General features: G+C 40.8%; 49 protein-coding genes. All 49 read right to left on the reverse strand.

The window, feature by feature from the left end:
- Nucleotides 1-141 precede the first annotated feature (141 nt).
- Nucleotides 142-621 carry a phage tail assembly chaperone gene (locus EUBELI_RS10035; protein WP_012744437.1) on the reverse strand — a complete coding sequence of 160 codons (480 nt, stop codon included), beginning with the start codon at nt 619-621 and terminating at the stop codon, nt 142-144.
- 79 nt (nt 622-700) lie between these two features.
- On the reverse strand, nt 701-1,135 hold the full coding sequence (locus EUBELI_RS10040; protein WP_012744438.1) for a phage tail tube protein: 435 nt from the start codon (nt 1,133-1,135) through the stop codon (nt 701-703).
- A gap of 14 nt (nt 1,136-1,149) precedes the next feature.
- Nucleotides 1,150-2,253, reverse strand: coding sequence for a phage tail sheath subtilisin-like domain-containing protein (locus EUBELI_RS10045; protein WP_012744439.1), 1,104 nt, complete (start codon nt 2,251-2,253; stop codon nt 1,150-1,152).
- A gap of 13 nt (nt 2,254-2,266) precedes the next feature.
- Complete coding sequence (locus EUBELI_RS10050) at nt 2,267-2,743, reverse strand: phage tail terminator family protein (RefSeq protein ID WP_012744440.1); 477 nt, start codon at nt 2,741-2,743, stop codon at nt 2,267-2,269.
- Complete coding sequence (locus EUBELI_RS10055) at nt 2,740-3,216, reverse strand: HK97 gp10 family phage protein (protein WP_012744441.1); 477 nt, start codon at nt 3,214-3,216, stop codon at nt 2,740-2,742. The genes EUBELI_RS10050 and EUBELI_RS10055 overlap by 4 nt, the downstream gene beginning before the upstream one ends.
- Nucleotides 3,216-3,563 (reverse strand): hypothetical protein, encoded by a 348-nt coding sequence (locus tag EUBELI_RS10060; protein WP_012744442.1) that lies wholly within the window; start codon nt 3,561-3,563, stop codon nt 3,216-3,218. Before EUBELI_RS10060 ends, EUBELI_RS10055 begins: the two co-directional genes overlap by 1 nt.
- Nucleotides 3,564-3,566: 3 nt before the next feature.
- Nucleotides 3,567-3,965, reverse strand: a complete 399-nt coding sequence (locus EUBELI_RS10065; RefSeq protein ID WP_012744443.1) for a phage head-tail connector protein — start codon at nt 3,963-3,965, stop codon at nt 3,567-3,569.
- A 13-nt stretch (nt 3,966-3,978) separates the two neighbouring features.
- Nucleotides 3,979-4,284 (reverse strand): hypothetical protein, encoded by a 306-nt coding sequence (locus tag EUBELI_RS10070; protein WP_012744444.1) that lies wholly within the window; start codon nt 4,282-4,284, stop codon nt 3,979-3,981.
- Between the two features lie 24 nt (nt 4,285-4,308).
- The gene (locus EUBELI_RS10075) at nt 4,309-5,223 is read right to left on the reverse strand and encodes a DUF5309 domain-containing protein (RefSeq protein ID WP_012744445.1); all 915 of its coding nucleotides are present in this window, start codon (nt 5,221-5,223) and stop codon (nt 4,309-4,311) included.
- 44 nt (nt 5,224-5,267) lie between these two features.
- Nucleotides 5,268-5,936: a hypothetical protein gene (locus EUBELI_RS10080; protein ID WP_012744446.1), complete on the reverse strand. Its 669-nt coding sequence runs from the start codon at nt 5,934-5,936 to the stop codon at nt 5,268-5,270.
- A 210-nt stretch (nt 5,937-6,146) separates the two neighbouring features.
- Nucleotides 6,147-6,353, reverse strand: a complete 207-nt coding sequence (locus EUBELI_RS10085) for a hypothetical protein (RefSeq protein WP_012744447.1) — start codon at nt 6,351-6,353, stop codon at nt 6,147-6,149.
- Complete coding sequence (locus tag EUBELI_RS10090) at nt 6,353-8,332, reverse strand: minor capsid protein (RefSeq protein ID WP_012744448.1); 1,980 nt, start codon at nt 8,330-8,332, stop codon at nt 6,353-6,355. Before EUBELI_RS10090 ends, EUBELI_RS10085 begins: the two co-directional genes overlap by 1 nt.
- Nucleotides 8,333-8,366: 34 nt before the next feature.
- Nucleotides 8,367-9,926 (reverse strand): phage portal protein, encoded by a 1,560-nt coding sequence (locus EUBELI_RS10095; RefSeq protein WP_012744449.1) that lies wholly within the window; start codon nt 9,924-9,926, stop codon nt 8,367-8,369.
- 60 nt (nt 9,927-9,986) lie between these two features.
- Nucleotides 9,987-11,477 (reverse strand): phage terminase large subunit, encoded by a 1,491-nt coding sequence (gene terL / locus EUBELI_RS10100; RefSeq protein ID WP_012744450.1) that lies wholly within the window; start codon nt 11,475-11,477, stop codon nt 9,987-9,989.
- A 50-nt stretch (nt 11,478-11,527) separates the two neighbouring features.
- Complete coding sequence (locus tag EUBELI_RS10105) at nt 11,528-11,716, reverse strand: hypothetical protein (RefSeq protein WP_012744451.1); 189 nt, start codon at nt 11,714-11,716, stop codon at nt 11,528-11,530.
- Nucleotides 11,710-11,874 carry a hypothetical protein gene (locus EUBELI_RS14405; RefSeq protein WP_012744452.1) on the reverse strand — a complete coding sequence of 55 codons (165 nt, stop codon included), beginning with the start codon at nt 11,872-11,874 and terminating at the stop codon, nt 11,710-11,712. Before EUBELI_RS14405 ends, EUBELI_RS10105 begins: the two co-directional genes overlap by 7 nt.
- The gene (locus EUBELI_RS13750; protein WP_012744453.1) at nt 11,867-12,415 is read right to left on the reverse strand and encodes a hypothetical protein; all 549 of its coding nucleotides are present in this window, start codon (nt 12,413-12,415) and stop codon (nt 11,867-11,869) included. The genes EUBELI_RS14405 and EUBELI_RS13750 overlap by 8 nt, the downstream gene beginning before the upstream one ends.
- A complete protein-coding gene (locus tag EUBELI_RS14830; RefSeq protein ID WP_012744454.1) occupies nt 12,415-12,546 on the reverse strand; it encodes a hypothetical protein in 132 nt (43 codons plus the stop codon). Before EUBELI_RS14830 ends, EUBELI_RS13750 begins: the two co-directional genes overlap by 1 nt.
- 60 nt (nt 12,547-12,606) lie before the next feature.
- The gene (thyX, locus tag EUBELI_RS10115) at nt 12,607-13,251 is read right to left on the reverse strand and encodes an FAD-dependent thymidylate synthase (RefSeq protein ID WP_012744455.1); all 645 of its coding nucleotides are present in this window, start codon (nt 13,249-13,251) and stop codon (nt 12,607-12,609) included.
- 12 nt (nt 13,252-13,263) lie between these two features.
- Nucleotides 13,264-13,767, reverse strand: coding sequence for a DUF3310 domain-containing protein (locus EUBELI_RS10120; protein ID WP_012744456.1), 504 nt, complete (start codon nt 13,765-13,767; stop codon nt 13,264-13,266).
- Nucleotides 13,768-13,922: 155 nt separating this feature from the next.
- Nucleotides 13,923-14,393, reverse strand: coding sequence for a hypothetical protein (locus tag EUBELI_RS10125; RefSeq protein ID WP_012744457.1), 471 nt, complete (start codon nt 14,391-14,393; stop codon nt 13,923-13,925).
- A gap of 298 nt (nt 14,394-14,691) precedes the next feature.
- On the reverse strand, nt 14,692-15,027 hold the full coding sequence (locus tag EUBELI_RS10130) for a hypothetical protein (RefSeq protein WP_012744458.1): 336 nt from the start codon (nt 15,025-15,027) through the stop codon (nt 14,692-14,694).
- On the reverse strand, nt 15,003-15,590 hold the full coding sequence (locus EUBELI_RS10135) for a ParB N-terminal domain-containing protein (RefSeq protein WP_012744459.1): 588 nt from the start codon (nt 15,588-15,590) through the stop codon (nt 15,003-15,005). Before EUBELI_RS10135 ends, EUBELI_RS10130 begins: the two co-directional genes overlap by 25 nt.
- A 92-nt stretch (nt 15,591-15,682) precedes the next feature.
- The gene (locus tag EUBELI_RS10140) at nt 15,683-15,922 is read right to left on the reverse strand and encodes a hypothetical protein (protein ID WP_012744460.1); all 240 of its coding nucleotides are present in this window, start codon (nt 15,920-15,922) and stop codon (nt 15,683-15,685) included.
- Nucleotides 15,915-16,166 (reverse strand): hypothetical protein, encoded by a 252-nt coding sequence (locus tag EUBELI_RS10145; protein WP_012744461.1) that lies wholly within the window; start codon nt 16,164-16,166, stop codon nt 15,915-15,917. The genes EUBELI_RS10140 and EUBELI_RS10145 overlap by 8 nt, the downstream gene beginning before the upstream one ends.
- The gene (locus tag EUBELI_RS10150; RefSeq protein ID WP_148231377.1) at nt 16,167-16,571 is read right to left on the reverse strand and encodes a hypothetical protein; all 405 of its coding nucleotides are present in this window, start codon (nt 16,569-16,571) and stop codon (nt 16,167-16,169) included.
- A complete protein-coding gene (locus EUBELI_RS10155) occupies nt 16,516-16,752 on the reverse strand; it encodes a hypothetical protein (RefSeq protein ID WP_012744463.1) in 237 nt (78 codons plus the stop codon). Before EUBELI_RS10155 ends, EUBELI_RS10150 begins: the two co-directional genes overlap by 56 nt.
- Nucleotides 16,753-16,820: 68 nt before the next feature.
- Complete coding sequence (locus tag EUBELI_RS10160) at nt 16,821-17,591, reverse strand: transglycosylase SLT domain-containing protein (RefSeq protein WP_012744464.1); 771 nt, start codon at nt 17,589-17,591, stop codon at nt 16,821-16,823.
- On the reverse strand, nt 17,572-17,886 hold the full coding sequence (locus EUBELI_RS10165; protein ID WP_012744465.1) for a hypothetical protein: 315 nt from the start codon (nt 17,884-17,886) through the stop codon (nt 17,572-17,574). The genes EUBELI_RS10160 and EUBELI_RS10165 overlap by 20 nt, the downstream gene beginning before the upstream one ends.
- Nucleotides 17,887-18,000: 114 nt before the next feature.
- On the reverse strand, nt 18,001-19,326 hold the full coding sequence (locus tag EUBELI_RS10170) for a DUF7666 domain-containing protein (RefSeq protein ID WP_012744466.1): 1,326 nt from the start codon (nt 19,324-19,326) through the stop codon (nt 18,001-18,003).
- A 92-nt stretch (nt 19,327-19,418) separates the two neighbouring features.
- Nucleotides 19,419-19,736: a nucleoside triphosphate pyrophosphohydrolase family protein gene (locus EUBELI_RS10175; protein WP_041688882.1), complete on the reverse strand. Its 318-nt coding sequence runs from the start codon at nt 19,734-19,736 to the stop codon at nt 19,419-19,421.
- 1 nt (nt 19,737) lies between these two features.
- A complete protein-coding gene (locus EUBELI_RS10180) occupies nt 19,738-20,184 on the reverse strand; it encodes a hypothetical protein (RefSeq protein ID WP_012744468.1) in 447 nt (148 codons plus the stop codon).
- The gene (locus tag EUBELI_RS10185) at nt 20,174-20,404 is read right to left on the reverse strand and encodes a hypothetical protein (protein WP_012744469.1); all 231 of its coding nucleotides are present in this window, start codon (nt 20,402-20,404) and stop codon (nt 20,174-20,176) included. The genes EUBELI_RS10180 and EUBELI_RS10185 overlap by 11 nt, the downstream gene beginning before the upstream one ends.
- On the reverse strand, nt 20,405-20,575 hold the full coding sequence (locus EUBELI_RS14410) for a hypothetical protein (RefSeq protein ID WP_012744470.1): 171 nt from the start codon (nt 20,573-20,575) through the stop codon (nt 20,405-20,407).
- Nucleotides 20,575-20,940, reverse strand: a complete 366-nt coding sequence (locus EUBELI_RS10190; protein ID WP_012744471.1) for a hypothetical protein — start codon at nt 20,938-20,940, stop codon at nt 20,575-20,577. Before EUBELI_RS10190 ends, EUBELI_RS14410 begins: the two co-directional genes overlap by 1 nt.
- Nucleotides 20,927-21,112, reverse strand: a complete 186-nt coding sequence (locus tag EUBELI_RS10195) for a hypothetical protein (RefSeq protein WP_012744472.1) — start codon at nt 21,110-21,112, stop codon at nt 20,927-20,929. Before EUBELI_RS10195 ends, EUBELI_RS10190 begins: the two co-directional genes overlap by 14 nt.
- Entirely contained in the window at nt 21,109-21,342 is a 234-nt protein-coding gene (locus EUBELI_RS10200) for a hypothetical protein (protein ID WP_012744473.1), read from the reverse strand. Before EUBELI_RS10200 ends, EUBELI_RS10195 begins: the two co-directional genes overlap by 4 nt.
- A gap of 104 nt (nt 21,343-21,446) precedes the next feature.
- Nucleotides 21,447-21,620 carry a hypothetical protein gene (locus EUBELI_RS14415; RefSeq protein WP_012744474.1) on the reverse strand — a complete coding sequence of 58 codons (174 nt, stop codon included), beginning with the start codon at nt 21,618-21,620 and terminating at the stop codon, nt 21,447-21,449.
- Nucleotides 21,621-21,629: 9 nt separating this feature from the next.
- Nucleotides 21,630-21,797, reverse strand: a complete 168-nt coding sequence (locus tag EUBELI_RS14420; protein WP_012744475.1) for a hypothetical protein — start codon at nt 21,795-21,797, stop codon at nt 21,630-21,632.
- A gap of 9 nt (nt 21,798-21,806) precedes the next feature.
- Nucleotides 21,807-22,007 (reverse strand): hypothetical protein, encoded by a 201-nt coding sequence (locus EUBELI_RS10205; RefSeq protein ID WP_012744476.1) that lies wholly within the window; start codon nt 22,005-22,007, stop codon nt 21,807-21,809.
- Nucleotides 22,008-22,019: 12 nt separating this feature from the next.
- Nucleotides 22,020-22,589 carry a hypothetical protein gene (locus EUBELI_RS10210; RefSeq protein ID WP_012744477.1) on the reverse strand — a complete coding sequence of 190 codons (570 nt, stop codon included), beginning with the start codon at nt 22,587-22,589 and terminating at the stop codon, nt 22,020-22,022.
- 43 nt (nt 22,590-22,632) lie between these two features.
- Nucleotides 22,633-23,073, reverse strand: coding sequence for a hypothetical protein (locus EUBELI_RS10215; protein ID WP_012744478.1), 441 nt, complete (start codon nt 23,071-23,073; stop codon nt 22,633-22,635).
- 9 nt (nt 23,074-23,082) lie between these two features.
- On the reverse strand, nt 23,083-23,292 hold the full coding sequence (locus EUBELI_RS10220) for an HTH domain-containing protein (protein ID WP_012744479.1): 210 nt from the start codon (nt 23,290-23,292) through the stop codon (nt 23,083-23,085).
- Nucleotides 23,293-23,338: 46 nt separating this feature from the next.
- Entirely contained in the window at nt 23,339-24,178 is an 840-nt protein-coding gene (locus EUBELI_RS10225; RefSeq protein WP_012744480.1) for a nucleoside triphosphate pyrophosphohydrolase family protein, read from the reverse strand.
- Nucleotides 24,179-24,180: 2 nt separating this feature from the next.
- Nucleotides 24,181-24,336: a hypothetical protein gene (locus tag EUBELI_RS14425; RefSeq protein WP_012744481.1), complete on the reverse strand. Its 156-nt coding sequence runs from the start codon at nt 24,334-24,336 to the stop codon at nt 24,181-24,183.
- A 23-nt stretch (nt 24,337-24,359) separates the two neighbouring features.
- Nucleotides 24,360-24,914 carry a hypothetical protein gene (locus EUBELI_RS14705; protein ID WP_012744482.1) on the reverse strand — a complete coding sequence of 185 codons (555 nt, stop codon included), beginning with the start codon at nt 24,912-24,914 and terminating at the stop codon, nt 24,360-24,362.
- Nucleotides 24,915-25,055: 141 nt separating this feature from the next.
- Complete coding sequence (locus EUBELI_RS10235; protein ID WP_012744483.1) at nt 25,056-25,265, reverse strand: helix-turn-helix domain-containing protein; 210 nt, start codon at nt 25,263-25,265, stop codon at nt 25,056-25,058.
- Entirely contained in the window at nt 25,262-26,272 is a 1,011-nt protein-coding gene (locus EUBELI_RS10240) for a P-loop NTPase family protein (protein WP_012744484.1), read from the reverse strand. Before EUBELI_RS10240 ends, EUBELI_RS10235 begins: the two co-directional genes overlap by 4 nt.
- Nucleotides 26,256-26,681, reverse strand: a complete 426-nt coding sequence (locus EUBELI_RS13755) for a nucleoside triphosphate pyrophosphohydrolase family protein (protein ID WP_148231378.1) — start codon at nt 26,679-26,681, stop codon at nt 26,256-26,258. Before EUBELI_RS13755 ends, EUBELI_RS10240 begins: the two co-directional genes overlap by 17 nt.
- Nucleotide 26,682 lies beyond the last annotated feature (1 nt).

The following is a 26,682-nucleotide window of genomic DNA, read 5'->3' on the forward strand; positions in this document are numbered from 1 at the left end:
CTTTGTTATTATCATCTATCTCCTGCTCATAAAAAGCCTGTAATACTAAGAGCTCTCCTCTAGGCAATTTATAAAATACAGATGGGAGTACTCTACCGTGTTTCCAGTAGTAATACATCATCTGGGTAAGCCCATCTGTACTTATGAGTTTTTTACTTCTTTAACCGCATTATCTCCGAAACCTGCCAGCTCAGAGATCTCTCCGTAAATCTTAGCGATCTCTCCAGAAAGTAAGATCGCTCTTACCAGATCCTTAGGAGTAGATACCTTAAACTTACTCATAAGCTCCTTATTTTTGAACATCGGAGCACCTGTAGGATCTACAACTCCCTCAATTACTGTAAAGAGCTGGAGCTGTGTAATATCAATATCTGCATCCTTGCCCTTTACATCAATGCTCATATCCTGTATCTCCTCAAACTTAGCTGGAGTAATCGCCTTAATTGTGAGGATAAATGGAGAACCGTATACCTGTGATAATCTGGTAATCTCTACCTCCTTAGTAGGGAGCTTAATTTCTCCTACATCAGATCCTAAGAGGAGATCTAAGATATTAACCGCCTCTTTCTTTTCTGTTTCCTCTGCCTGTACTGCCTCTACATTTACATTCTTTGTAGCCATTGTTATAGCCCTCCTTAATTTTTCATATAATAAAAATAAGGGGAGGTTTTACCCTCCCCAACCTGCACTCTTATAACTCTTACTGAGGAGTAATCTGATCTAAGTACTCGTAACCTGTAAAGGTAAACGGAGCCTCTGTTTCAAGAGGTTTCTGAGCCTCCCAATCAAAGAGAGTAAGATCATCCATCTGTACTCCTGTGATAGATACACGCTCTGCACCGTAAGCATCTGGATCCGCTAACTTACTGATAAGCGTAAAGCGTACATCCTGCTTATTTCTAACCATATTAGCTACCTTAATAGCCATTCTGGAATTTACCTTGTGCATAGTAAGAGATCCTGTACCCTTACATCCGACAACCTTGTTATCAGTGAAGAAAGTACCGCACTGTTTAATCTCCTCTTTTGTAAACTCTACCTTTGCCTGTGCCTTATAACACTCTCCTACATAATCTCCGTCTAACCAGAGCTCTCCAAAGGTACCGTTACAAATTCGCTTTGTTTCTACTGCCATCTGTAATTACCTCCTTAATCCTTATTGATGAAAATATCTACATCCTCGATAGCATCTAAGATAGAGATAGTACCCTTAAGGAATACATGAGAGCCTGTATTAGCCTCCTTAATAGCCTGCTCATCCATCTCAGAGGTATCTACTCCGATACTCTCTAAGTACTGTTTCTGCTTAGCTACATTGATCTCCATAGTAGAGCTATCAGCCTTAAGCCAGCCCTTACCACCCTCTGTAGCCTCCAGCCCTCTAAGGTAGCCCTTGATAGCTGTAATCAGTAAGCACTTATTATCATAAGAGTTACTGTAGTTACCGATGTAGCTCTTGTTAATAGTGCTGTAAATATCTCCCTCAATCTGATCCTGTATAGCATTGATCTTGATTTTCTGGAGATCCGCTGTTTCTACCTCTGTAACTGTAGTGAGGGAGTTTACACCTCTTGCAATTACAACACGCTCTCCATCGTTATAGAGAGTGAGCTTACCGGCATCAATAGCGGTATCTACTTCCTCATCGCTATCTACCAGAGGGATAGCTGTTACCTCAGTAAGAGGCTTATAGGTAGCCGATACTCTGAGATCTAAGCCAGCTAACAAGCCAGCAATTCTACTACAGTACTCCGCCTCTGTATACTGCTTTTCTCCTACCTCGATCTTATTTGTAGCGGAGCTGTTTACTACCTCAAAGTTAATAACGCCCCTGCTATCTCCAGCGGTCTTAGGGAGTACTGCTACAGGTCTGCGTACAGAGTTCTTTCTGATACCCTTAACCCATGTAGCCAGCTTAGTAGCCTCCTCTGTGGTAAGATCTGGAGCTCCTACAATGTAATTTACTTTCTGTGTAGCAAAATACTTTGTAGCCTCATCGTAACTCTCTGCTGTTGTATCCATCGTGTAGATAATTACCTTAGATGGAGAGCCGATAAACGCTCTCTCAATATAAGCGGTATTCTCTTCACTAAAAGCACTATCTCCAGTAGGGATCTCATCCACACTACGGAGCACCATAGCTCCCTTGTTTTTGGCATCCTTAAGCATAATACCTACAATGCCTGTAGATCCGTTCTGGATGGCTGTTACTGCCTTTTTGGAAAACTCAATAATAATATCTGGTAATCCCATTCTGTTTAACCTCCTATCCGTTTGTTACTGTCTTTGTTTCAATATCCACATCTCCAATAAGCTCATAGTTATCCTCTACAGGTACATCCTCTGTAAAGTTGAGAGTGATCTTTACATATAAAGCTCCCTCACTAACCCTCACATCATCGGAGTAGTTTTCTATCTTTGCATATCTAGGCTTTTCCTTTACTCCAGCTAAAGGGATCACAGGTACAACCCTCTTAAGGAGGAAAAGCCTTTTAAGCTCCTCCTTTACCTCATAGAGCTTTTCCGCTACCACTTGATTAGCCTCACTTCTTTTTGCAAAGTAAATGATCTGAAATATCGGATCATCCTCATACACATTGATATTTTTTAGCTCGCTACTGCCTGTAGCCAGCGTTACATAAAAGCTGTTACGCTCAAAGTTATTAGGAACCTCCTCTATATGCACTGGCACCCCAGAATAAGCGGAGGCTATAACCCTGCATACGCTGTTAAGCAATCTCATAAGCTACCTCCCTCTATCTCTCTGCCTATTTGCTGTAAAAAGCTCTCTACCAGCCTGTTAAGTCTGGGCTTAGCATCATGCATACCTTTTTCCATAAAAAAAGAGCCATTTACATAGCGCTCTTTTAACATGATCCCTTTTTGGTTCCTGTTCTTAAGGTATTTAGCTTTTCCGCCCACACTCAGCTTATCCGCTGGTAAAAATCTCTTATGCTGTACATGACCATCATTTACATACAGAGCATACTCTACATTAGTTCCCACCTCTACAAAATCGTGAGGTATCCCATCTCCGAAAATGGTAATACTATCTACTAACCGTGAGGTATCTACTGGCACATGAGGTATAACCTCGCCATGATAGATATTAGCCATCCTCTGGAGTAGGATCTTTTTCTTATCCGCCCATTTATCCACAAACTTACTAAAGTTCTCTACAAAATCATCCCAGCCCTCGATAGTAAAGCCCTCCACTATACCTCCTCCTCACTGAGGAGCGATACAATGAGCTGAGTACGCTTTTTGTAAGGCTTATCTGCAATAGCCTTAAACTCCGTACTCATAATAGGCTTATCGTACTCATCCAGCTCATAGATATATAAAATATCTCCCCTTTTGATAGGAGCCTCTGGATCTGTGTAGAGTGTAAGATCTGTGGTATTCTTTTTCTGTGGCTGGAGCTGTGCTGTGGTAGTACTACTCTCTGCGGTATGGCACTCATAAGTACCAACCTCTACAAGAGTTTTATTAGGGCGATTAAACTCTCCTAAAGTTGAGGAGTATCTTTTTACTACCACTTGCTTATCATAGAGAAACTGCATACTTTAGCCCTCCTTATATCCGCCTACTGGATCATCCAGCGTATAGGATCTAGGGAATAGCTGACGGTATGGGTACAGCTTTTTTTCTACTGATACAGGTAATGGATCATCAAAGGTTACACTCTCATCCGCTAAGGTATAAGAGCTCTCCCCCTCAGCCCCCAGCTTTCTAAATCGCTGGATAGCTAAATCCTCCTGCACATTCCTAAGCTGTTTAGGGAATACATCCGCATACCCTGTAATAATGCCCTCATCGTTAGTAAGAGCCTCTATAAAGGTATCTCTGCAAAATGCCTCTATATCCTCTCTTGCTTTCTCTAAGAGCACACTCAATAGCCCCAGCTTTTTTGTGTTATCCTTTGATATTCCACAAAGGATCCTACAACGCTCTAAGCTATCCATAGGAGATCCCTCCTTATTCCTCTACAAGCTCTACGCCCTCTAATCCAGCCAGATACTTAGCTACTGCTAAATTGTCTGTACTAGCCTTACCATCACTGAAATACACGCCTACAGCGGATACAGTTAAGTAAGGATTTTCAGAGGTAAAGTGATACACCTTTTTAGGCTTATCCTCTTTCTTTTCCTCCTGCTCTGGAGTTACCTCTGGGGATACAGCACCCTCTGTACCCTTTTCCTGCTCCTGTTTTTCATCGGCTGGAGCATTTACCGCATCTTTCTTTTCCTCCTGCTCTGGAGTACTCTGTGCTTTTCTAGGCATATCCTTTTACCTCCTTACCAAAAATTAAAGACTTGCCTCTGTGATAGAGATCTTAGATCCTGCATGGCTGTTAAGGAGCTTGATTGTACTCTCATTAAGTACATGACCTTTGAAATAATCTCCAGCCTTAGGGAGATCCTCATAGAAAGTACCTCTAAGCTCTGCGATCTGTACCTCTCCTAAGTCTACTGTAAGAATAGTCTTAGTATCAGCGTAACGATCCAGTACTAAAGAGATTTCTCCAAAGTCTGTTACGATCTTCTGTACTCCGATACCAAGTACATTCTGCATAGATCCGTTATCGCCCAAGAAACGTACATTGTTACCTGCCTTAGCAAGATTGTTAATCATACGCTTAATATTTGCATTTACAAAAGAGAAATACTCTCCCTGTGCTCCATGATCCCACATCTTCTGGAGTGCATCTAAGAAGTGATCCTCCGTAAGCGCTCCCTTTGTTTCTACAACATTGTTAGCATTTACCAGATTTACAAGTCCGTTCATCTGTCTAGGAGTAGCTCCGCTCTCCAGAGCCTTAGTACCGTTAAGGAAGTACCACTCCATATCTCTCTTAGTTTCTACTAAGCGATCCTGTACCTCAGCGTTAAATACATCGTTGATACCCATAGGATTGAGGGATCTAGCTGTACCAGATACCTGTGTTACCTTTTCGATAATCTGACACACATTAGAGAGTGTTTTTCTGCTAGAAGTGATAACCTCCCCTGCCTCAGAGCCCTCTAATTTAAGAGTACCTCTCTCAGAATTAAGCTCTTTCTCTCTCCATGTTACTGTAATATCCTTTGCTGGTACTACCTGCCCTCTACTCATAAGCAAAGTAGTAAGCGGAGTATCTGTAGGAGATGTCTGCTTAATCTCCTCTGTGAGGTCTACAACCTCATTTTCAAGAAAATCTTTTCTTTTAATCATGTCTGCCATTTCTTATTACCTCCTGTTTGAGTTATTTGTTTTGAGGAGCTGGCTTACTCCTCATCTCTGTTTCTGTAGGCATTGAGTTTTTCACTAATCATGCCCTTTACATTTCCAGCCTTTTTGTACTCATCATACTTAGTTTCATCTTTCTTGTTAGATGAGGATCCTGTAGCTGGAGTGGATCCCTTGAGAAACTCAGCTTTAGCCTTTGCAACTTCCTTAGCCACCTCAGCATCAAAGAGCTTTTTCATACCCTTTACTCTCTCAGTGAGTTTAGTTTTACGCTCATCCTCATCTGTGATAGTTGCTAAATCCTCTACAGCGATAAGGTTTCTAAAGCCAGCATCCAGCCCCATCTCCTGTACTGCATCTACTACATCCAGCTTTAAACCCTTGATAGTAAGATCCAGATCTCTCTTAGCCTGTGCCTGTAAGCGTTCCTGCTCCTCCGCCTGTCTACGCTCATCCTCTGTCATTTTTTCCTTAGCCTGCTTATCCGCCCACTCTTTTTCCTTTTTCTTAATGGCATCCGTTACTCTCTTATCTGCCATCTTTTCATACTCTTTCTGGAGTTCTGCTCTGATCTCCTCCTCTGTCTTTACCTTAGGAGTGCTATCTGCACCTGCTCCAGTAGTGTTAGCGTTAGCTGTGGTATTAGTCTGGGTACCGTTACCCTGTTCCTGTGTCTGTGTAGCTGTGTTTGTGTTTACATCTGCCATAGTTGTTATCCTCCTTAAAATGAGTTATATAATGCTGATCCCTCGTAAGTTATCTGCAAAATATCCCTACTGTTTCTACATAAGTTAGGGTAAATATCTGGAGAAAATATGTATTTACTATGTAATCTTTTTTCAGTTTCTTTAGATTTTTATTTCAGAGCAAAAAAAAGAGGCTAACAAGTTTTTACACCTGTTAGCCTCTCCTGTGAGTTAATCCCACATATCATCCTCTGGTAAATCCTCCAGCACTTTATAAAAGTTAGGGATCTCTGCTATCGTCTTACCCTCTTTAATCTGAGTAAGTACCTCTATCTTTTCATCTAAGAGCTCATCACTATCCAGATTAAAATATTTCATCTCTGGAATACCGATAGCATAAGATAAAAGATCCATAATCTGTATTTTCTTTTCCTCCATTACTTAGGCACCTCCTTTAACATAGCCTCCACGCATCCTCTCAATGCTGTTACAATCTCTGGATAATCCTCAGCTAAAATATCTATAAGCTCTGGATGTCCTACGCAAAGAGAGGCATAGTTAGCTAAACTCTCTGAGCAATTAGGATTAGTCCTACGCCTATCTGTATAATAAGCGGATCCGTGACCGCATGTAACCTGTCCAGTATCTCTAAAAGTTCCCTTACTTACTGCATCGTAAATATCCTGTAATCCAGATACTCCGCCTCCAAAAAGAGCCCTACACTCATTATCTGCCTCCTCATTAACCTCTTTTGAGAGTTTCTTATAAAGGCTATTGTATTTTTTCCAATCAATCTTTCCAGATCTATACTGCTCTTTAAGATCCTCATGCTGTGTATTAAAGGTTTCTTGTTGCTTTTTATATATTATATCACACTCTTTGGCAAAATCCTCAAAGAGCTTTTTAGCCTTATCTCCGATAACTGGAGTAGCCTTATCAAACGCCTCTACAAGAGGTTTATAAGACTGTGAAAACATTTTACTAGGTAACCTATCCTTATTATCCTTAACAGTTATCAGCATATCTAAAAAGTGCATCTCCTCATGTAGGTTAGTATCATAGGTGCCGATATAATTAGGATTTATTTTAGGGATACCTACATCAAAAACATATTCAAAATTTCTATTCCATGATCTTTTAACCCTGTGCTCTCCATGTGTTACCTTTAATACTACCTCATCGGATAGCCCATCACACAATTTATCCATCTTAGTATATAGTGCTACCACATTAGGATCTACGGATGTTTTAGAGTTCATATAATCTAATAGAGCTTGTGTATTTTTAGCCTCTGGCTTAGTTGCATAAAAAACTTGTGGGTAATCTGTGAGCTTAATCTGCTCTGGTACAGGAGTAGGATTTTCTTTAAGTTCTTTCTCTACTGTCTTTGTATTAACCTTTTCTACAATTTTTACCTCCTCCTGCTTTTTAGCCTCTGCCTCTCTCCACTTCTCATAGTTCTCAGCACCTCTAACGGATCCTGTAAGCTCATTAAGCTCATTATCCTCAAAGGTATCACTTACTACAGGAATATACACACATCTACAGTTAGGATGGCGTGGGAGAGTAGGCTCCTCTCCCCTTTTGAATACCTTACCATTATCCGCCCTGCAATACTGGCAAGTTCTACTATCTCCACCATTAGCACAGCGGTATTTAAGCTCCTCTACTCCAGTATCTTTATATACATCATCGTGAGCACAGTAAGTAACTCTCTTTGTTTCTGTCCTTGCTACCCTCTCAGCGTTATATCTAGCTGTATCTATGCCCTTATTGATCCTATCCGTGATCTGAGGTATTCCCTCTCCTAAGATCATGCTCTGAGTAAGTCCTACACGGAGATTTCTACCCAGCCTCTCCTTGTCCTGCCAGAGCCTATCTGAGAACATAGCACCGCTCCACGGATAATCTAAGGTTTTCTGTATCAGAGCTGGATTAAGCCTGTTAAAATTAGCCTTTACTGTTATGCTCTGCCCCAGATCGTACACCTGTCTTAAAAACTGATCCGTATAGATATTACTAAGCCCCTGTCTAAAAGTAATCTGCTCTTTCTGTCCTAAGGCTTTTATCTGCTCTCCGATCTGCTCAAATAATCCTCTACTCCGTGTGAGTGCTGATTGATTAGCATAACTCCACTCTCCCCCAGCCTTTTGTACCTTTGCTATAGTTTCTGTTACGCTGGCAAGGATCTCTTTCTGGCAACTAGCGTAAATAGAGGCTAAGACTTTCTCCATCTTAGCCTCATCCTCAAACGCTTTGAGATTATTTTTAAGTACTGCATCCTCACGCTCCTTAATGAGCTTAGCTCTCCTCACACTGTCCTCATGGAGGATCTTTTTCTGCTCTGGAGTAAGCTCTGAGTATGGGATACCGTACATTTTCGCTACTTCTTTATTTATATAGCCTACATTAGCCACTCTTTACACCTCCTTACAGCCTCATATAGCCCTTTTACTGTTCTGGCTGAGGAATTGTAGCCCCCTGTGCATTTAAAGCCTCCTGTGGGCTATTCTGTGCGTTAAGGTTAGGGAATAAATTATTGCTATCCTCTGTAACATTCTGCATAGAGTAAGGATCTGTACTCTGTCTATCTCTTTCCTTATCTGCCTCCAGCTTTTCCAGCACTTCCTTAGGGTTATCAATGAATGGGAGTAAGCTGAGGAGCGTTTCCTTATCCACTTTTCCATCCAGCTTAGTTACTGTATCTACAATTTCTGTAAGATTGTTAGGTACATTTCTACTAAACTCCACTTTGAGGTTAAGTACATCCACCTCACGCCCTGTATTTACACGGATAGGCACACTAAGCACTCTTACCAGCTCCTTTATAGCCTTTTCCATCTTTCTCTCTTTGATAATACACTTAGTTTCCAGCCCAAAGAGCTTAAATCTGATAGCTACACCGCTAAGATTTCCTGCAAAGTTCTCATCTGAGAGATCTGGCACAGCGGAAAACTTGTGGATATTCTTCTCCAGCCTGTTAAGATGGTTCTCTAGTGCCTCCGTCTGGATCTCCTTAGTGATAAATTTAACATCTCCATTCTCCATTACCTCAATAATGCCCTCATCTTTGAGTTTTTGAATATTATCCCCACTCGCTGTCATGTTTTTAAGCATTAAATAGGCGTTTCTAAATGCCTCAAACTCATTAGACACATCGGAGAGCACCTTATCATAATCATTTACAAGAGTTTCTATCTTTTCAAGATCGCTCATCTGCTCCTCATTGTTATAAACAGTGATAATAGGGATCCTACCGAAAATGTGAGGCTCCTCTTTTACAAACTCATAGCTTGCAAACTGTCTAGCCTTGCCCTTACCTGTAGCCCCACAGGATCCATCATCTACACACTTAAAAGTTTCTATCTTAGTAGGGCTGTACACCTCTGCATAGTGGGTAGTTTTTTTAGTATCCTCTGTATCAATATCATACAGGCGGATCTTATAGGCTGGCTCCTTTGTTGAGCTGTTCTTGTACACCACAATAAGATCCTCTGGGGATACTCTCATCATCTTAGTGTGGCTCTCCTCATCTTGATATACTAAAATATGGGATAAGCCCTTAATCATAGCCTCCTTACCCCACTCTATAAAAAGATCGTCTTTATCATTATCGCTACAAATCTTATCTAACTCATCCTGTACCTTTGTATCCTCCAGCTCTGTAAGGTCTACTCCTACATCCGCTGGATCTGCCTCTACAGGTGCCTTATCCTTTTTAGGCTCTGTATAGTTAAGTACAATAGGATTACCCAGAAAATAACCTACTGTGTTATCAATCGTTTGTCCAAAAAAGTCATTTACCAGCTTGTTATTAGGCTTGTTTTTATCTTTTCTCGGTCTGTTCTGGATCTTATGCTTACCCTCGTACAGTTTTTGAAACTTTATATATCTGGGAGCGATCTTATTTACATGAGTATCTACCAGATCATTAAGAAACTCTGTACTAAATCTGCCTCCCTCAACTTCTACATTAAACTCTTTATCTATCGGTCTACTAAGCTCTGCCATTATTGCTTATATCCTCCTTTTCTGCATAAAAATAAGCCCTCACTTATTAGGGCTTTTACACTAAATTCTAAAATCTTCTCTTTTAAGTACTCTGATCTCATTACCGCCATCTGCCATAGTCATAGCAAAATCTAAGGCATCAAATAAATCATCGTGATCCACCTCTGGAAATAACAGTAAGCACTCCTCCAGATCATCCATACCCTCTCTGAAATATACCTTGTGATTTTCAAAGTTAGCCGATCTCCTCATAGCTCTTGTTACTTTGTCCTTAGAGGTATTGATATTGATAATAGGGAGTAAGGATAATCTCCTAAGCTCCTGTGCTAAGGATTTCTGATAGGCTACCGTTTCCACGCCTATTCTCTCCACCATCGGAAACTTATTTCTACCGTAGTCAATAATGGTATTAAGCTGGGTATTAAAGGTTAATCTCTCTTTCACATAATCCAGTACATACACATTATGATCTGCATCTACCCCTATTACCATGAGTACAAAATAATCTCCTTTATCCTGCTCTTTCTCAGATATTGCTAAGTCGCATCCAAAACAAAGCCTTACCTTGATCCACTGATCTATACCATCCTCTGTTTTAACTCGTACCTTAGCGGTCTGAAAATCATAATCAATCTTGTACTCCTCATAATATCTAAAGTACTGAGCCTTAAATATCTTACCCTTAGCCAGCTCTGTATCATTTTGATACTGCATATTAAAGATAATCTTACCGGACTGCTTAAGGATAGCCTCCAGCCTCTCTAAGCTAAATTTCTCCTCCCAGAGAGATACTTTTTTGCCGTTTACCACTCTTATAGCTCTCTGAGTGTTTACCTTGTAATCTCTGCTCTTTATCAGATCCTCATACAGATCTAATGGGTTATATCGTGTACCTAGTATATGGATCTCTCCATCCGGCTCCAATGTAGGAAAAAGAGAGCTATAAAACCACTCTTTTAGGTTTGCCCTCTGGCGTTCTGTTCTGGCGTTTTCCAGCCCTACTAAGTCATCGCCTATAATTACATCAAAGTGCTTAGAAATAACCGCTCCAGAGGCTCCTAGTGCTGTTAGAGTAGCCTCCTTTTTGATTATGGTACGCTTATTTACAGTAAACTCTCTATCATTCCATACATTATCCTTACTGGTTTTCCAATCTCCGAAAATTCTAATAAGATCCTCATTCTGCTCAAAGTGAGTACGAACCTCTTTAAGAAACGCCTCCGCCTGTGTTTGTGTTTTGGATCCTATCATAATACGGATATTAGGATCTCTGAGGATCCTTGTAATACAATAATCCACATCGCCTACAGTACTTTTACCGAAACCTCTAGGGGCTAGATCCAGCGTGCTCTTACTATTCGATATGTTAGAGATAATACTCTTATGGAGATCCATTACATTTCTCTTAGTAATGTAGGTGCATACCAGATAATACGCTATCTCAAAATCTGCCTCCTGTATGAGGTACTTTATCATAGCATCTCTTTCTCTCTGATCCTGTACCTCCCCTAGCTTATCCTCTACTAGGGATACTACTTTATAATCTAACACATCCGCCTAACCTCCTTTCTACGCATAATAAAAGGGAGCCTGTTAGCTCCCTACATCGTTACCAGTTTGATAATAAGTACTATAGCTACGATCCACAGCGTAACCACATTAAACGCCTGTACATTCTTATAACGGTTACTCTCTGGCATAGCATTAAACCAGAGAGTATCTACTACCGATAATCCTACTACCGCTATGGTACAGAGAATAAATACCAGCTTTAATAATCCTGCTACCATGTTCTACTCCTCCTCTCACGCTCCTTATACTCTGCCTCCTCTCTGAGGTCTTTATAAGTCCTACCACAGTATCTACACCTCCAGCCCCAGCCTTTTGTATATTCTGGCTTATGCTTAAGGATATAGAGTGTATGTTTGCATCTTCCTAAATCACTCATCACAGTACGCCTCCTTATATGCTCTCTGGATCTTAGGGATCTGTATAGCCATCCAATCTATCATCTCCTCATTTTCAGCCCAGCACTTACTACCGTAGGCATTTTGCCATAAACCACTCTCATAAAGAAAAGCGTGTACTATCTCATGGCGGAGTACCTTTTTCTGATATGCTATCAGATCCTTTACACTCTCTGCACTCTGCTTATAGTTAAAAATGAGGATCTCCTTTACACTAGGATCACACCATCCATCCGCCTCTCTATCATATCTGTAATCATCCTCATCTATGATACAGATACTGTATCTGGTTCCTAAAATATGTACCTCACTATTAAAAGCTCTGTGAGGCTGTGTACTGCCTGTACTCTCAATATCATCTAAAGATACGGTTATCTCCAGCCCTGTATCACAGAGCTTTACTGTAGCTGTACCCTTTTCAGTGCTATACCCTGTTACCTCTCCTACCATCTGCTTATATGCCTTAAGATATACAATCTCTCCAGTAATATCTCTGGTTATATCTCCGCTTACTATCTGCATTACTCTTTATCCTCCTTTTGCCTGTTCTCCAGCTCTAAGCTACTGTTATGGCTTGCCACACAAAGGCTCATCATAACAATTCCCACTACTGCTCCTGCCATAAAGCATCCGATCCCTACTAAGATAATCATATAATCCCTCCTAACTGAAAAGGAGAGCCTTTTACAGCTCTCCCTCCCTAACCTCTGCCTTTATTTAACTGTTTCCCACTCCATAGGCTCCAGATCATCAAATACCACAGGTACTCTCTCTCTAAGCTCCTTTAAGAGCGGTACTGCTACCTCTAACATCTGCGGATGAGGCTTTCCTGTAGATCCGCAAGCTCTGAGGCTTAAGAAGTGCCTCCACTCTCTAAGGTTAGCTGTCATTACTACCTCTGTTTTGAGGCTGTTAGGTAATACAGATCTTGCCTCCTGTGGAGTTCTTCCCTCACTAATCAGATAGTTATAGGTTTTCTCAGCTCTCATACAGCTTTCTACCCAATTATCCATCTCTGGAGTATCCTCCTCAAAGAATACAGGGCGGATAAAAGTTACATCTCCACTCTTATTGTAATTACAATATCTTGTACTCTCCTGTGCATAGCTGGCTACTCTGTGGCGTACAATCTCGTGGGATACACCTCTATCACAGATAAACTTTACACTAAAAGAGTAGTGCTCCAGCATCGCCATGTGATTACTCTTAATGAGAGCTCTTACCATCTTCTCAGCGGATCTCTCCGTGATTTTATCCTCACTCTTATAACATACTCTGGCTACTCTCTCGATCTTCTTTAAGATTTCCTCACCATTGAGGGGATCTAAGATCTCATATCCTGCATCTACAATTCTCATCTTATGCCCTCCTTACAGCACCATAGCTAAGCGATCCTTAAGCTCTTTCTCAATGTACTCTCTTACCTCAATCGGATTAGCATTACCTGTAATATGTACCTCTGTGTATCCGTTTCCCTCTTTGATCTCCTCCAGCTCTACTCCTGCCATACCAGAGATAATATCTTTAATGGTTTTATCTACGATCTCAGCAATCTCCTCATCGGTCTTACCGTTTCTCTTACCTGTGATCTCAATATGTCCTACTCCCAGCAAGCCATGTAACAAAGCATCCATAAAATCCTCATGCTTAGGCTTGTCTTTTCTCTCCGCTCTGGCTCCCTCGATAGCATCAATCTCAAACTGGATAAACTCCTGTGCTTTCTTAAGATCCTGTACAATATCGTCCTTATGCCCTGCTCTGGAGATGTACTTTACAGCACTCCCTAAGTTGAAATTTAAGCCCCACGCTCTGATTACATCCTTAGGCTGTGGGTTCAATCTGTTATAGTGTTCTGGGTTAATAGCATTACTCATATTATGCTTACCTCCTTATGTTTGATAAGTAACATAATCACATAAACCTTAAAAAGTTAGATTTATTTACCTTTTTTCTTTTCCTTTGTGCAATTCTTACAAATGGCTCTGTATTTTCCATAGGGAAAAACCTTATACCCATTGTGCAATCTGCACTACTTCTTAGCACTTTTCATAAGCTGAGCGATCTCGTCTAAGCGATCCTTAGCATCCTGTGAGAGCTCCTGTGTACCGCCACGCTCTACACGCTCTGTAGCCTCTCCCATAAGGAGCATATCCAGCTTAACCAGCCTCTCAAAATCGTTGATATTCTTTACTTTTACCTTGCCCTGTGCAATATCCTTACTAAAATCAGCCATAAGGTTATTGATAAGGATACGGTACTTAGTCCGTACATCCGTTAGTTCCGCTGTGATCTTAGCCTCGTTACTGTTCTGAGCGTTCTCTATATTTCTCTGTGTTACTCTGGCTACCCAGTTAAAAGCCCTGCTCCATCCTGCTACGGTTCTCTCCGTTCTTCCTATGGTTTCTGCTACCGCTCTAAGAGATCTCTTATCTCCTAAGCCATAATACAGCTCAAAGGCTTTCCTCTGGAGCTCATTCTCTTTACTCAATGTATTAGCCACCCTCGATCCGCCTCCTTTCCTTGCTCTTTGTGAATAGGAGGGAATTTCTACAGTTTTACTTACATTCCTGTATTTGTCCGTTAATTCCCTCTATTTTCTTTCTATCTATCTTCCTTACTATGTTTTCTTTTATAGTACTGAAATTAGTTTTTATATTTCTTTGTATTATTACATTAACTACTCTTATATGTTTATTTAGTATTATTGCTTTATTTAAGCCTCTTTTCCGCCCTCCTCCGCCTTTTCCTCATTTCATAGGAATTTCAGTAAGGAGAATGAAATTAAATAGAGCTACCTCTTACAGTAGCTCTTTCTCTCTTATATGAGTTGTTAATACTCTTATGATAGTTTCTTTCTCCGCCAGCTCCGCCTTTACGCCTCTTACCTCTCTGTATACTTCATCTCGGATCTTATTACAGGTATTTCCATGATCTGTAAGCATCTTGTTATATTTCTGTGTCATTCTATCTATAACATTCTGATCTACTCCCAGATCTACCAGATTTCTTATCTCCTCTGCTAAGGTCATTTCTCTTACACCGCTCATAACCAATTTTCCGCCTCTCTTTCTCAGCATCTTCTCCAGCACATCCATGTAAGATGTTTTTGCTATAAGCCTCTCTTTAGTAGCCATGTAATAAAGCCCTCATCTGGAGTACTCTCTACATACTCATTGTATCGGTTACTGAGCATTACCAGCTCATCCTCTGTAATCCTTACACTGTTTGATCCGAAACGGAGCATAGGGAGAGTAGTTTTCTCCTCTTTCTTCTTTTTCTCCTTAGGTACTTCTTTCTCTGTAAAGATCTCTTTAAGATCTATCTCTGTAAAGCCCATTACCTCTAAGGAATAATCTACCGCCTGTAACTCAAATAACTCTTTTTTGAGTAACTCATCATCCCAGTTACTTAACTCTGCCAGCTTGTTATCTGCAATACGATAAGCCTTTACCTGCTCTGGAGTGAGATCATCTCTTACTATGTATGGTACTCTATCCAGCCCTGCTAAGATACTAGCCTCTCTCCTCGTATGCCCTGCGATGATAACCATATCTGCATCTACGATAATCGGATTAGTAAATCCGTACTCCTTAATACTCTCCATAACCTTTTTTACTGCATAATCGTTAATTCTAGGGTTATTCTCATAAGGGATAAGATCCAGCGGATCTGTGTACTTTACTTGTAAATCTTTCATAGCCTCATGTACCTCTCTTTCTATTTATTTCCTAAGCTATGTAATTTTGTTTCATTAGTTAGGGTACATATCTGTAATTTTTATGCACCCTTTTACAGATCAAACTCTCCACGCTCTGTATAAGAGCCTCCTACCTGCTTAAATTGCACTCTCTGATAGCTATTGAGGTTACTAAGGGGGATCTCTGTTTCTCTCCTCCGCTTTTCCTGCTCTGGAGTTTCATAGGGATTACTCAGTTTCTTCCTCTTATCCCTATCTGATGATGTATAGTAAGGATCGTGCTCTCTTAGCCATTTATCCGCCTCATCTTCCTCACGCCTAAACTTACTCAAATCCCTCCACCGCCTCTCTGCATCTATCGCACACCATAGAGCCCTCTGGTATTATCTCCCCACACATTACACATCTGCTATCTGTAGGGATCTCTTTACTCCTTACTGCCTTGTACTCATAAATCCTTATGGTATCGTGTACTACTCCGCACTCATCTATAAAGCATAGAGGTGTTTCTCCTCTCGGTCTTTTCAATTCTATGTAGGATCCGTTTTCATCGGTTCCACACTTTATTAAACTCATCTAATCCTCCTCCATATAAGCTCTAAGCTCTCTCTGTATTCTCTTTATACCGCTGTTTATATTCTTACTAATCACACTCTGATCCACGCCCATTACAAACGCTAACTCATCCTGTGTATATCCCAGTACCAGCACATACGCTATACTCATATACTGATAGTGGCTTAACTTTCCTTTTCTGTATGCCTTATTAAACTCTGCTCTATCACTTTTATGGTATTTATCCAGATCAATACCTGTTACTGTCTTAAGATCTGTGAGGATACAGGTAGCTACTGTATCTCCTTTTTCACTTAAGCCCTCTAAGCCTCCCCAATTTCTCAAAAATCTCTTTATATTCTTAGGATCCTTATAGCTCAGCCTTAGTAATTGATCGTTTACTACATTTCTTACAATCGCTCCCAACGCTACCGCCTCCTCTCATTGCTTTTTCTATGTATCTTAGGTGTACCTCCGCTGTAATACCGCTGTATAACCCAGTGCCTTTTACTGTAGCTACACTCTTTCTAAGAGCTGTAATCTCTCCATAGGTATAATCATTATCCAGAGGACACATCCACTTAATGGCATCGCCTACCTTAAACATCGTGTACCTCCCTTTTAACAAGAAAAAAGGAGTATAGTTTTTCTCCTATACTCCTGCTTGATCCTGTATTATTCCTGTGTCAGTTCCTGTCTTAATTCCTGTGCTCTGGCTATTACCTCTCTGCTATATGCTGAGCTATAAATATCTTTAGCCCACAGCTTTTTAGCTCCGCTCTCTCCCATGTTATATACCATGAGTACACAATTTTCTCCGCTGGATGCTAAGTACTTATCCTGTATCTCTCTTAAACAGTTAAGCCCTACTCTGATATTTTGATATGGATTAAAGAGATCTGTTACTCCCTCCGCCTCCATCCGCTCTGTATGCCATTTCTCGTATATCTGCATATAGCCCTTACTATTTCCGTTATCTCCTACCTTATCCCAGTGATAACCGCTCTCCCTCTCTATGAGGGCTAGTACCGTATAATAATCTACTCCGTACTCTTTACACTCACACCAGAGGTAAACCTGTACTATTTCTGGAAAACATCCTCCAGCATCCTTATACTCTTGCTGGATTTCATAATATCTAAATCCATCCTCGTATACCTCTGATCCCCAGTCTGCACTCATCGTATTATACGGATATGTATAATTAAGATCGTGCTCCAGCTTTGCCTCCTGCTCTGTTTTCGTTACTGGCTCTGTGTTCTCAGCTTGCGGAGCTTGTAGAGTTTCCGTAATATAAATCTCCTCAGTAGGAGGCTCTTTATCTGCTCCCTTTAGATTTACACTCATTATCACAGTAATTACTCCTGCTATTACCGCTCCTACCAGTATTAAAGGCAATATTTTTACTCTGGCTCTCCTCTTTCTTCTAATTCTCCTTTTGCTCATCCTGCACCTCCTGTAAGATCCTGTTTAATCCTGCTATTACTTTCTGCATATTATCCACTTGCCCTACTAACCTGCTTAGGGTAGTGGATATATCATCTGGATCTCTGGAGTACCAGTAACCATAAGTAGAGCTACATATAGCCTCTCCATTCTGCCTCAGATCGCTTACAATGTTTCTTAGCTGTTTCTCATGTACATTAAACAGTACACACAGCTCTCTAGCCTTTACCGCTTTTCCCTCCGATGTATGAAACTCTTTAAGGTACTCAACTATATCACATCCTACCTCTGACACGGTTTTTACCTCCCTTTTAAATTGATATATAACCTAATCACTTTTGAGGAGGATTTTTAGATAAAATAGAAAAAAGTGGTACATCTTTTCTTACAAAATGTACCACTCTCTGTATTATTCCTCTACGATCTCTCCATCTTCTGTTACTTCTACAATTTCTCCCTCGATACAGCGGTAGTATGTATCCTCTTTAATATTCTCTCCATCTACTACTATCATCTTAGCTCCTGTGAGCTCCCAACTCTCCTTATCATAAGGATCCATATAATCTCCATCGCTATATCTGGCTCCTACATATTTCCAATCAGAGAGGATAAGATGAGCTCCCTTACAGCCCTTAGCTCTTGCCTCATGCCCCCATGCAACCGCTACACCAGTAGGATCACTAACAGATGAGGCTCCTTTATACCCTGTAGCAGATGAGGCTCCACAATTCCCTGTAGCAGATGAGGCTCCATAATCCCCTGTAGCAGATGAGGCTCCTTTATACCCTGTAGCAGATGAGGCTCCACAATTCCCTGTAGCAGATGAGGCTCCACAATCCCCTGTAGCAGATGAGGCTCCACAATTCCCTGTAGCAGATGAGGCTCCATAATCCCCTGTAGCAGATGAGGCTCCATAATCCCCTGTAGCAGATGAGGCTCCACAATCCCCTGTAGCAGATGAGGCTCCATAATCCCCTGTAGCAGATGAGGCTCCACAATTCCCTGTAGCAGATGAGGCTCCACAATCCCCTGTAGCAGATGAGGCTCCATAATCCCCTGTAGCAGATGAGGCTCCACAATCCCCTGTAGCAGATGAGGCTCCACAATTCCCTGTAGCAGATGAGGCTCCACAATCCCCTGTAGCAGATGAGGCTCCATAATCCCCTGTAGCAGATGAGGCTCCATAATCCCCTGTAGCAGATGAGGCTCCTTTATACCCTGTAGCAGATGAGGCTCCACAATTCCCTGTAGCAGATGAGGCTCCATAATCCCCTGTAGCAGATGAGGCTCCATAATCCCCTGTAGCAGATGAGGCTCCATAATCCCCTGTAGCAGATGAGGCTCCATAATCCCCTGTAGCAGATGAGGCTCCATAATCCCCTGTAGCAGATGCAAAACCGTGTCGCTCGTCTGATCCTGCCTCTTTGTTTACCTTACTCATAGTAAAATCAATAGCCATCTTTACAAATCCTGCAATAGATAATCTAGCTCCGATCTTAATATCAGTAGCACATACCTTAGTATTATCTCCGCTCTTATCCATCTCTCCAGATAACTCTACCTCATGGTATACGCTATGTGCTGGATCATAATATCCAAAACAATCTAACGGATACTCGCAAGCGTGAAAACCTGTATCACAGCACTCCGCTCTTTCTGTGTGAAATTCCTTACCCTCCTCATACTGATAACCTCTACAGGTAAGATCCTTGTTAAATCCTTTAAATGCTCTCATAGATTTTTCTCCTTTTCTGTGTGTGTTATTTTTATTGATAAATAACTTAATCCTCAATATGAGGAAAATTTAGATAGTTTTTGAAAAATATTTTATTTACTGTTTTCCATTCTTTCTCTAGTACGGTTTACCTTAAAGGTCTTAACCGCTAAGAGCTCATCCTCTGGGATCTGGAGGAGATACTTTACCTGCTCCAGCATTAACTCTACATCTGCGATCTCCTCTACTAAGTTATCTCTGGCAATAGCCTTTTTATCCTCCGCTACAGGCTGTCCTAAGCCTGTTTCTACTCTGCGGTACTTGTTTACCGCCTGTATAAGCTCTGCACACTCCTCTACTAACTGGTTACTCTGTGCCTCATATCCATAATACTTAGCTGTTTCTAAGTTCATCTCTCTAATTTTACACATATTACTCATATACCTCCTCTATAGTTCTTCTTACTTTGTCTATGGCTCTATTCCAGCCTAACTCTATATCTCCTACTGCTCCGTTTAGAATATCCTCAAAAGGGATCTCCTGTACCTGCTTTACTGCCTCTCTTGCCTTTAAGAGCTCCTCCATAAAACTATCCTCAATGAGGTAATAATCTTTAGGATCTCCAAAAGATACAGCTATTGCATAATCGGATTTTCTCATAGCTAAGCTCTGCTCCTTAGCCTTATCTATCCAGCTCTTTTTTACTGTAATACTCTGGCTAGGGTTCATCTTTGTTTTTGCCTCTATAAATAGATCTCCTGCTATTACATCCCCCTTTAAAAATGGAGTAGATCCAGATCCTACTACCTGCCTACCTCCTATAGCCTTAGCTATACGCTTTTCCTGTTTTGAGCTCTTAGCTCTTGTACTATCTTTCAATCTCTATCTCTGCCTCCATGTTTAAATACTGATCCCTAAGTTTTCTCCATAAAGCCTCTCTAACCCTGCCTCTAAAGAAAAGAGGCTTTACCTCATATACCATACTAATTACACTTATACTATTCATAGCATCTAACATACTCCATCTACCATCACAGGCTCTAGCGTTAGCCCACCCTGTAAACTCCTTAAATGTACAATCCTTAATTTTCTTTTTCATTTACTTACTACTGCCTCCCCTTATAAAGAAATTGATAACAAACATCACAAAGAAAATAACCTTAAAAGAAACTCCAATCCCTAACAATCCAGCTACAAAAGCTATTAAAAAGCTCTCTACTAGAGTTACTCCTGCTGTTACTAAAATCACAAGTAATACATATCCAAACATTACTCCGCCTCTCTTTCTTCTAATCTCACTCCGCCATACTCCCAGAGATCCTTTTTCATCTCATCCATATCTAGCTCTCCATTTTGCCAGCGTTCATAGTACTGTAATACCAGCTCTGTAAACTCTGGTATCTTCTTTGCATAGGTCTTTTTCCAGTAATGATCCATGAGTACCTCCATAGGGAGTACTAAGAATAATGTCATAGCTGTATTTATGGCATCCTCCATAGCCTCCTGTTTGATCCTCTTAAGATCCTCCTCTGTTACCTGCCTTACTGCATTATGGAGCTGTGATCTGGTTAGATTATAGGTTTTTACCTGCTTACCTTTCTGCTTTTCAAGCCTACGCCTCTCAGCTCTGCCCATGATATACCGCCTCTACTTTCCACCGCTTAAGAAACTCCTCCAGAGAGTTATACTCAAACTTATAAGCTCTTACCGATACCACCAGTTTATTTCCTGTGCATCTGGTTTTAATCGGATACACCTTACCGCTCTGGAGCTCACACTCTACCCCTATGTATCTAGCTTTTATCATCCTGCTCCTCCTGTATACTTGCATCTTTTTACATGGGAACATCTAAAAATACAGGAAATACCATAATCCATCTCTACAAAGTAATACTTTCTACCTACCAGAAATAAATTATCATTATCTCTTACATAATCTGTTCCGCACTGTCTAAGTACTCCTGTGTACTCACTTCCATCAAAAAGCGTAACTGTTACCTCAGTATCCAAACGCTCCTCTAAATCTTCTCTCCTCATCGGATCCTCCTCTCTTTTTCAGATACTTAACTTAATCACAATCGGTAAGTATTTTTAGAATAAAAAAAAAAGAGGATCCTAAGATCCTCTCTCTCTTTCTGGTATTAAAACTCCAGCACATTCTCCTCTATGAAAATATCCTTATGCACATCTGCCTTAAATGCTAAGAGTGCTCTGGAGGCTCTCAGCATTACCTCCTCATCTCCCATCATTTTAGCCCCTGTGTAGGTATTCTCCAGAAAGTCTATTACCTCCTGTTTCTGCTTTTCATTATCCATATATACCTCCTATAAATCCTCCCATCCAACATATCCCAGCTCTTTTAATTCCATCTTACTCTCCCAAATAGCATCCACTAGATTATCCGCCTCTATATCCTCTGGATCTGTGCTACACTCTAAGGCTACCTGTAACATTTTTATATAATCTATCAGCTCTTTTATACGCTCATCCATTAAGCCCTCCTATTTGAGTAAATCTTTTACTCCTACTGTAGTTTTCTTATATACAGCATTTTTTACAGCTCTCTTAGGGTTCTTTGCCAGCCCTACACCCTTTTTACCATACAGAGGATTGACTGCTTTCTTTACCGCTCTTTTAGCCTTACCTGTAGTACTTGCTTTGATAGCCTTTTTAAGGCTAGGTTTTCTTACTCCGATTTTCATATAATCCGCCTCCTACTCTATAGATCCATAGATACTCATATACTCTATATTTCCATTAAATTTACTGGTTTCTGTACTAAATCCGTCAAACTCTATAACCCTTGTAGCATCCGCTAAAACCTGCTCCCAGCATTTCTCTATATCGGTATCACTAAAAGGCTTTACAAATCTCAGAAACGCCTCCTTATACTGCTCCAGATCCTTACACTCTAAGTATACTGTTACCTTAGTTCCTGTAGCTGATATAGTAGTTTCCTCTGTTTTGAGTTTTATCTGATTTTTATGTACACTACCATGATGCTTATAGGGCTCAAACTGATCCGCTGTTATCTCCTGCCCCACATTAACCTCATTATACCTATTCAGATATAAATTGATCTCCTCATCGTCTGCATAGATTACAGATAGCTCCTCCGCCTCCTCTGTAGCTGTTTCTGGCTCCTCTGTTACCTCTGGGGTACTTTCTATAGCCTCCGTTACTTTCTCCGCCTCTATGGGCTCATTTACCTTAGCTGTATTTCCACAGGCTGATAAGGATAGTGCAATACCTAAAGCTATTATTACGCTCAATCTCTTTATCATGTAACCACCTACCTTTTTATATAGTGGTTATATTATAACTCATTTATGAGGCTAACTCAATAACCATCCTAGCCCATGCTCTAGCATCATCCTCCCCATACATCCTGTACACACAATCCTTATAAGGGATCCTGTAATCCGCCTTAGGATCATTCTCTACCAGTAAATACTTATACTGTGGCTCCCTTGCCTTATTTTGTAAGTGGTGCCTAAATTGATGGAGAAAACCCTCTAAGGATGGCTCCCCTAAGAAAATCTCCTTTGTAGAGTGTACATAGTTATCATCTCTTACCCACGCTGTAATAACAGGGATCTCTACGCTATATACCTCCGCTAGCTCTGTATCTAGCTCTCTGATTATCTCCAATCTCTGGAGAGGTGTAGCGGATTTATAACCATTTGCCAGAGCCATACTAACAGGCTCCAAAGCTTTACACTCCTTAAATAACACTTTATAGCTTTCTACTCTTTCTATTAGATCCATATGCTCCTCCTACTCTACCCACTCTAAACCGCCTGTATACCTGCCTCTGTGGGTTATTAACTTATCTGGATACACTCTCTTTAGATACGCTATATCCGTTCTAAGTGTTCTCCTAGATACTCCTAACTCCTCTTGTAGCTCCGCTGTATTTGTACACTTAGCCTCCTTAAGGATACTTATTATCTGGAGCTGTCTAGCATTTACTCCGTGTATACTCATCTCTTAGCCCTCCTTATGGAGGAGTTAATTAACTCCTCCCTTGTCTTTATAATTTTACCGCACCCACTTTACATCTCTGTAATATAGTCTGCTTAGTGCCTTTATAGTCGCTATGCTCCTTTACAGTTCCTCTCAATCTTACCTGTGATCCCTCCGCTATGTTGAAAAATGCTGAGGTGCTTTTCCAGATAAAACAGTTACCAGCATCATCTCTAAATACATTGATCCCTACCGTATCTGTACCCCATCCTGCATAGCTAGGGATCTCATAAGTAGATCTTTTCTTAAAAGTTACTACCAGATCTAACCTCTCTCCTACCTGCCCCACATACTGGCTAGGATCCTCCTCTGTAGGGATCTTACTGTTAAGTACTGCCTGTACCTCTGTAAGGTCTTTCCAGCTCATTGTACCGTACTCTGGATAGATATTAAGGCACTCCTCATAACTAAGCTCTATTGTAGGGTATCTATCCTGTTTCTCTAAGAAATACCAGTTAATCCCTCCTCTATACTTTGCTCCTGCCTCCCTAAGCTCCTCACGGATCTCATAGGTGTTACCTGTTACTACATAGATCTTACCCTCTGGATTAAATCCGTATTTCTCAGCTATTGCTAAACGATTGTTATTAAACTCCTCTACCTGCTTAGCCCTCTTAGCCTCTGCTCTCTTTCTAGCTCTCTCATCCAGCTTAGCTCTATACTCTGGAGTATATTCTTTTTCAATAACTGGAGTAGGTCTTTCTCCAGTTCCTCCGCACTCATAACAAGTCCAGCCTGTAAAAGCCCATTTATCAGATCCTCCAGCTCCTCCACATCTAGGGCAAGTGTAATTAGCATAATACTTAGTACCGTTTTTATCGGTTCTCAGATAAACGATCTTAGCCATCTTTACGCCTCCTCATAATCCATATCCCATACAAACTCATTCTCATCTACCCACTCCCAGCCATACTCTCTACAAAAGCTCTCAGCCTCCGCCTCTGTTTCAAACTCTGTAAAGTATTTCTTTGTGCCTCCAGCACTCTTAAGATAAACTGTAAACATATTTCCCTCCGATCTGGGAGCCCTTAGGCTCCCAACTCCTGTACATACTCCATACCATCAAAGCTACAAAAGCCTCCAGCATCTAAAATACTCTGTAAAGCTCTTTTCCCTCCACAGGGAATATATGGAGCTAAAATACCAAACTCATCTCTATCTGAGCTAAAAGCTATGTAGCCCTTGCCCTCCTCATAGAGGGCATATCCTGTAACTACTCTAGCTATTCTATCTGTACCAAACTTAGCTCCTTTTAATCTCTTAATAACCATCTTACTTACCTCCTGTTTTTCTTCCTCAGCATCTACCAGCTCAATCTTGCTGATTAAGGATCTCCAGTAAAATACTCTACCATCCTCTGTTACTAAAAACTCCTTATGGAGCTTGCTGTTTTCCTCTGTGAGATCATAGGCTCTACACTTAACACATTTCTTATCAATGTACTCTACTGTGTAATCTTCAAACTCTGCGTTTTCTTCCAGATAAGAGATAAACTCTTTAACTGTAAGCTGATCCATAAGCTCCTCTGTAGATCTCATAAACTGTACTCTGTATCTGTTATCATCACTGTTTTTATATCTCATATTGTTTACCTCTCTTTCAGTTCGTATCTAGTTCCTTACCTCACTTATAATATACACCCCCCTATATAATAATGTCAATTACTTTTTATATAACCCCTGTATAAAATAATAGAGGAGGCTTTTTACTGCCTCCTCCTGCTCTTATTTCCAGAAAAATCTATCTACAGATACTCCATAGAATTTAGCCAGATTGTAAAGTACTGTAGCCTTAGGGATCCGTGTACCTGTTTCCCATCTACTTATACTTACCTCTGTATATCCTGTACCTTTTACCACATCTTTTAGAGTGTAGCCCTTTTTCTCTCTTACCTCTCTAAGGTTATGTGCTAAGGTTTCCTCTATTTCTCTCATACCATCCCTGCCTCATATACCTGTTTTCTAAGATACTCCAGCTCCTCCAGATCGTTATAATAAAACTCCTGCACTCCATTAAAGCCCTGCATTTTCTGCTCTTTACCGTCTTTAAGAATAGCCTTAAACCACGCCCCAGCCTGTGAGATGATCCCCAGCATAATAGCCAGATCTAAGGTATCCTTAATCTCATCCACTCCTGTACTATAGTTAAGTGTGTAAGTCTGGAGCCTACGATCATTTTTAGTAACCTTATTTTTCTCCACTTTCACGCTTACCAGATTACCACTAGGGTTAGCATATCCGCTACTTACCTCTTTATACTTCTCATCCAGTAAGGATCCCTTTGTAAACCATAAGATCTGTGAGCACGCATGAGCTATAGCTGTACCACACGGGATCTTAAAAGGCTTGTATGGATTTCCTATATTTTCTCTTAACTGATTGATGAGGAGAAAAGTACACTCCACTTTCTTACAAAGCGGTACCGCCTTATCACAAAAGGCTTTCATAAGAGCACTGTTACCGCCATAGCTTTTCTCATCTAAGCCTTTTTCCTGTACTGCTTTAGGGATAATAAAGGGAGCACTATCTAATACTGCTAAGCCGATCTTACCAGATCTTATGTAGTCTAAGAGCATATCTAAGAGCTCCTCTCCGTACTCACTCTCTGGCTGGATAAGTATTACCTTACTCCAATCTACCCCCAGAGTTTCTCCCCACTCCTTATCTATCGTGTTTTCTGCATCCAGATATACACAGTACTTATCTGTATACTTTTTCTGGAAATTAGAGATAATATCCAGAGCTGTAGTAGTTTTTCCACTCTGAGGCAATCCTACTAGCTCTATGATCCTCCCTACAGGTACTCCTCCTCTGGTTAAGTAATTCATCATAGGAGAGGTGTAGGGGATAAACTCTATCCCCTTAAGATCCGATGCTTTACGGATTATATCCGTTTTGTATTTCTTATTTACCTCAGCTATGAGGTTATCTATCTCCGCCATTAAATATCTCCCTCCGCTCTATGATTAGCTCTCTCTCTGTATCAAATCCCTCTGGGTATCTGGCTTTGAGCTTATCAATATTCATCTGGAGGATCTCATCCAAATCGAAACCAAAACTATAACAGATCATAGCCATATACCACATTACATCTCCCAGCTCTTTTTTAAGATGCTCTCTATCAAGATCCTTTTCGTGGAAAATCCACTTTTTAATCATATCCAGAGTTTCTCCTGCCTCTCCTGCAAGCCCTAAGCATCCGTTAAGCACTCCTCCCAGATCCTCTACTACAGGCTTAAAGCACTTAGGCTTATCTGGTCTATGTAAAAGCTCAATAGCCTTTTCGATCCTACCTGTTGCGTTACCGTCATTAGTTCTCATAGCTAACTCTACATACTCTTTTCCTGTCATT

This window comes from [Eubacterium] eligens ATCC 27750, from assembly GCF_000146185.1.
Taxonomy (GTDB): domain Bacteria; phylum Bacillota; class Clostridia; order Lachnospirales; family Lachnospiraceae; genus Lachnospira; species Lachnospira eligens.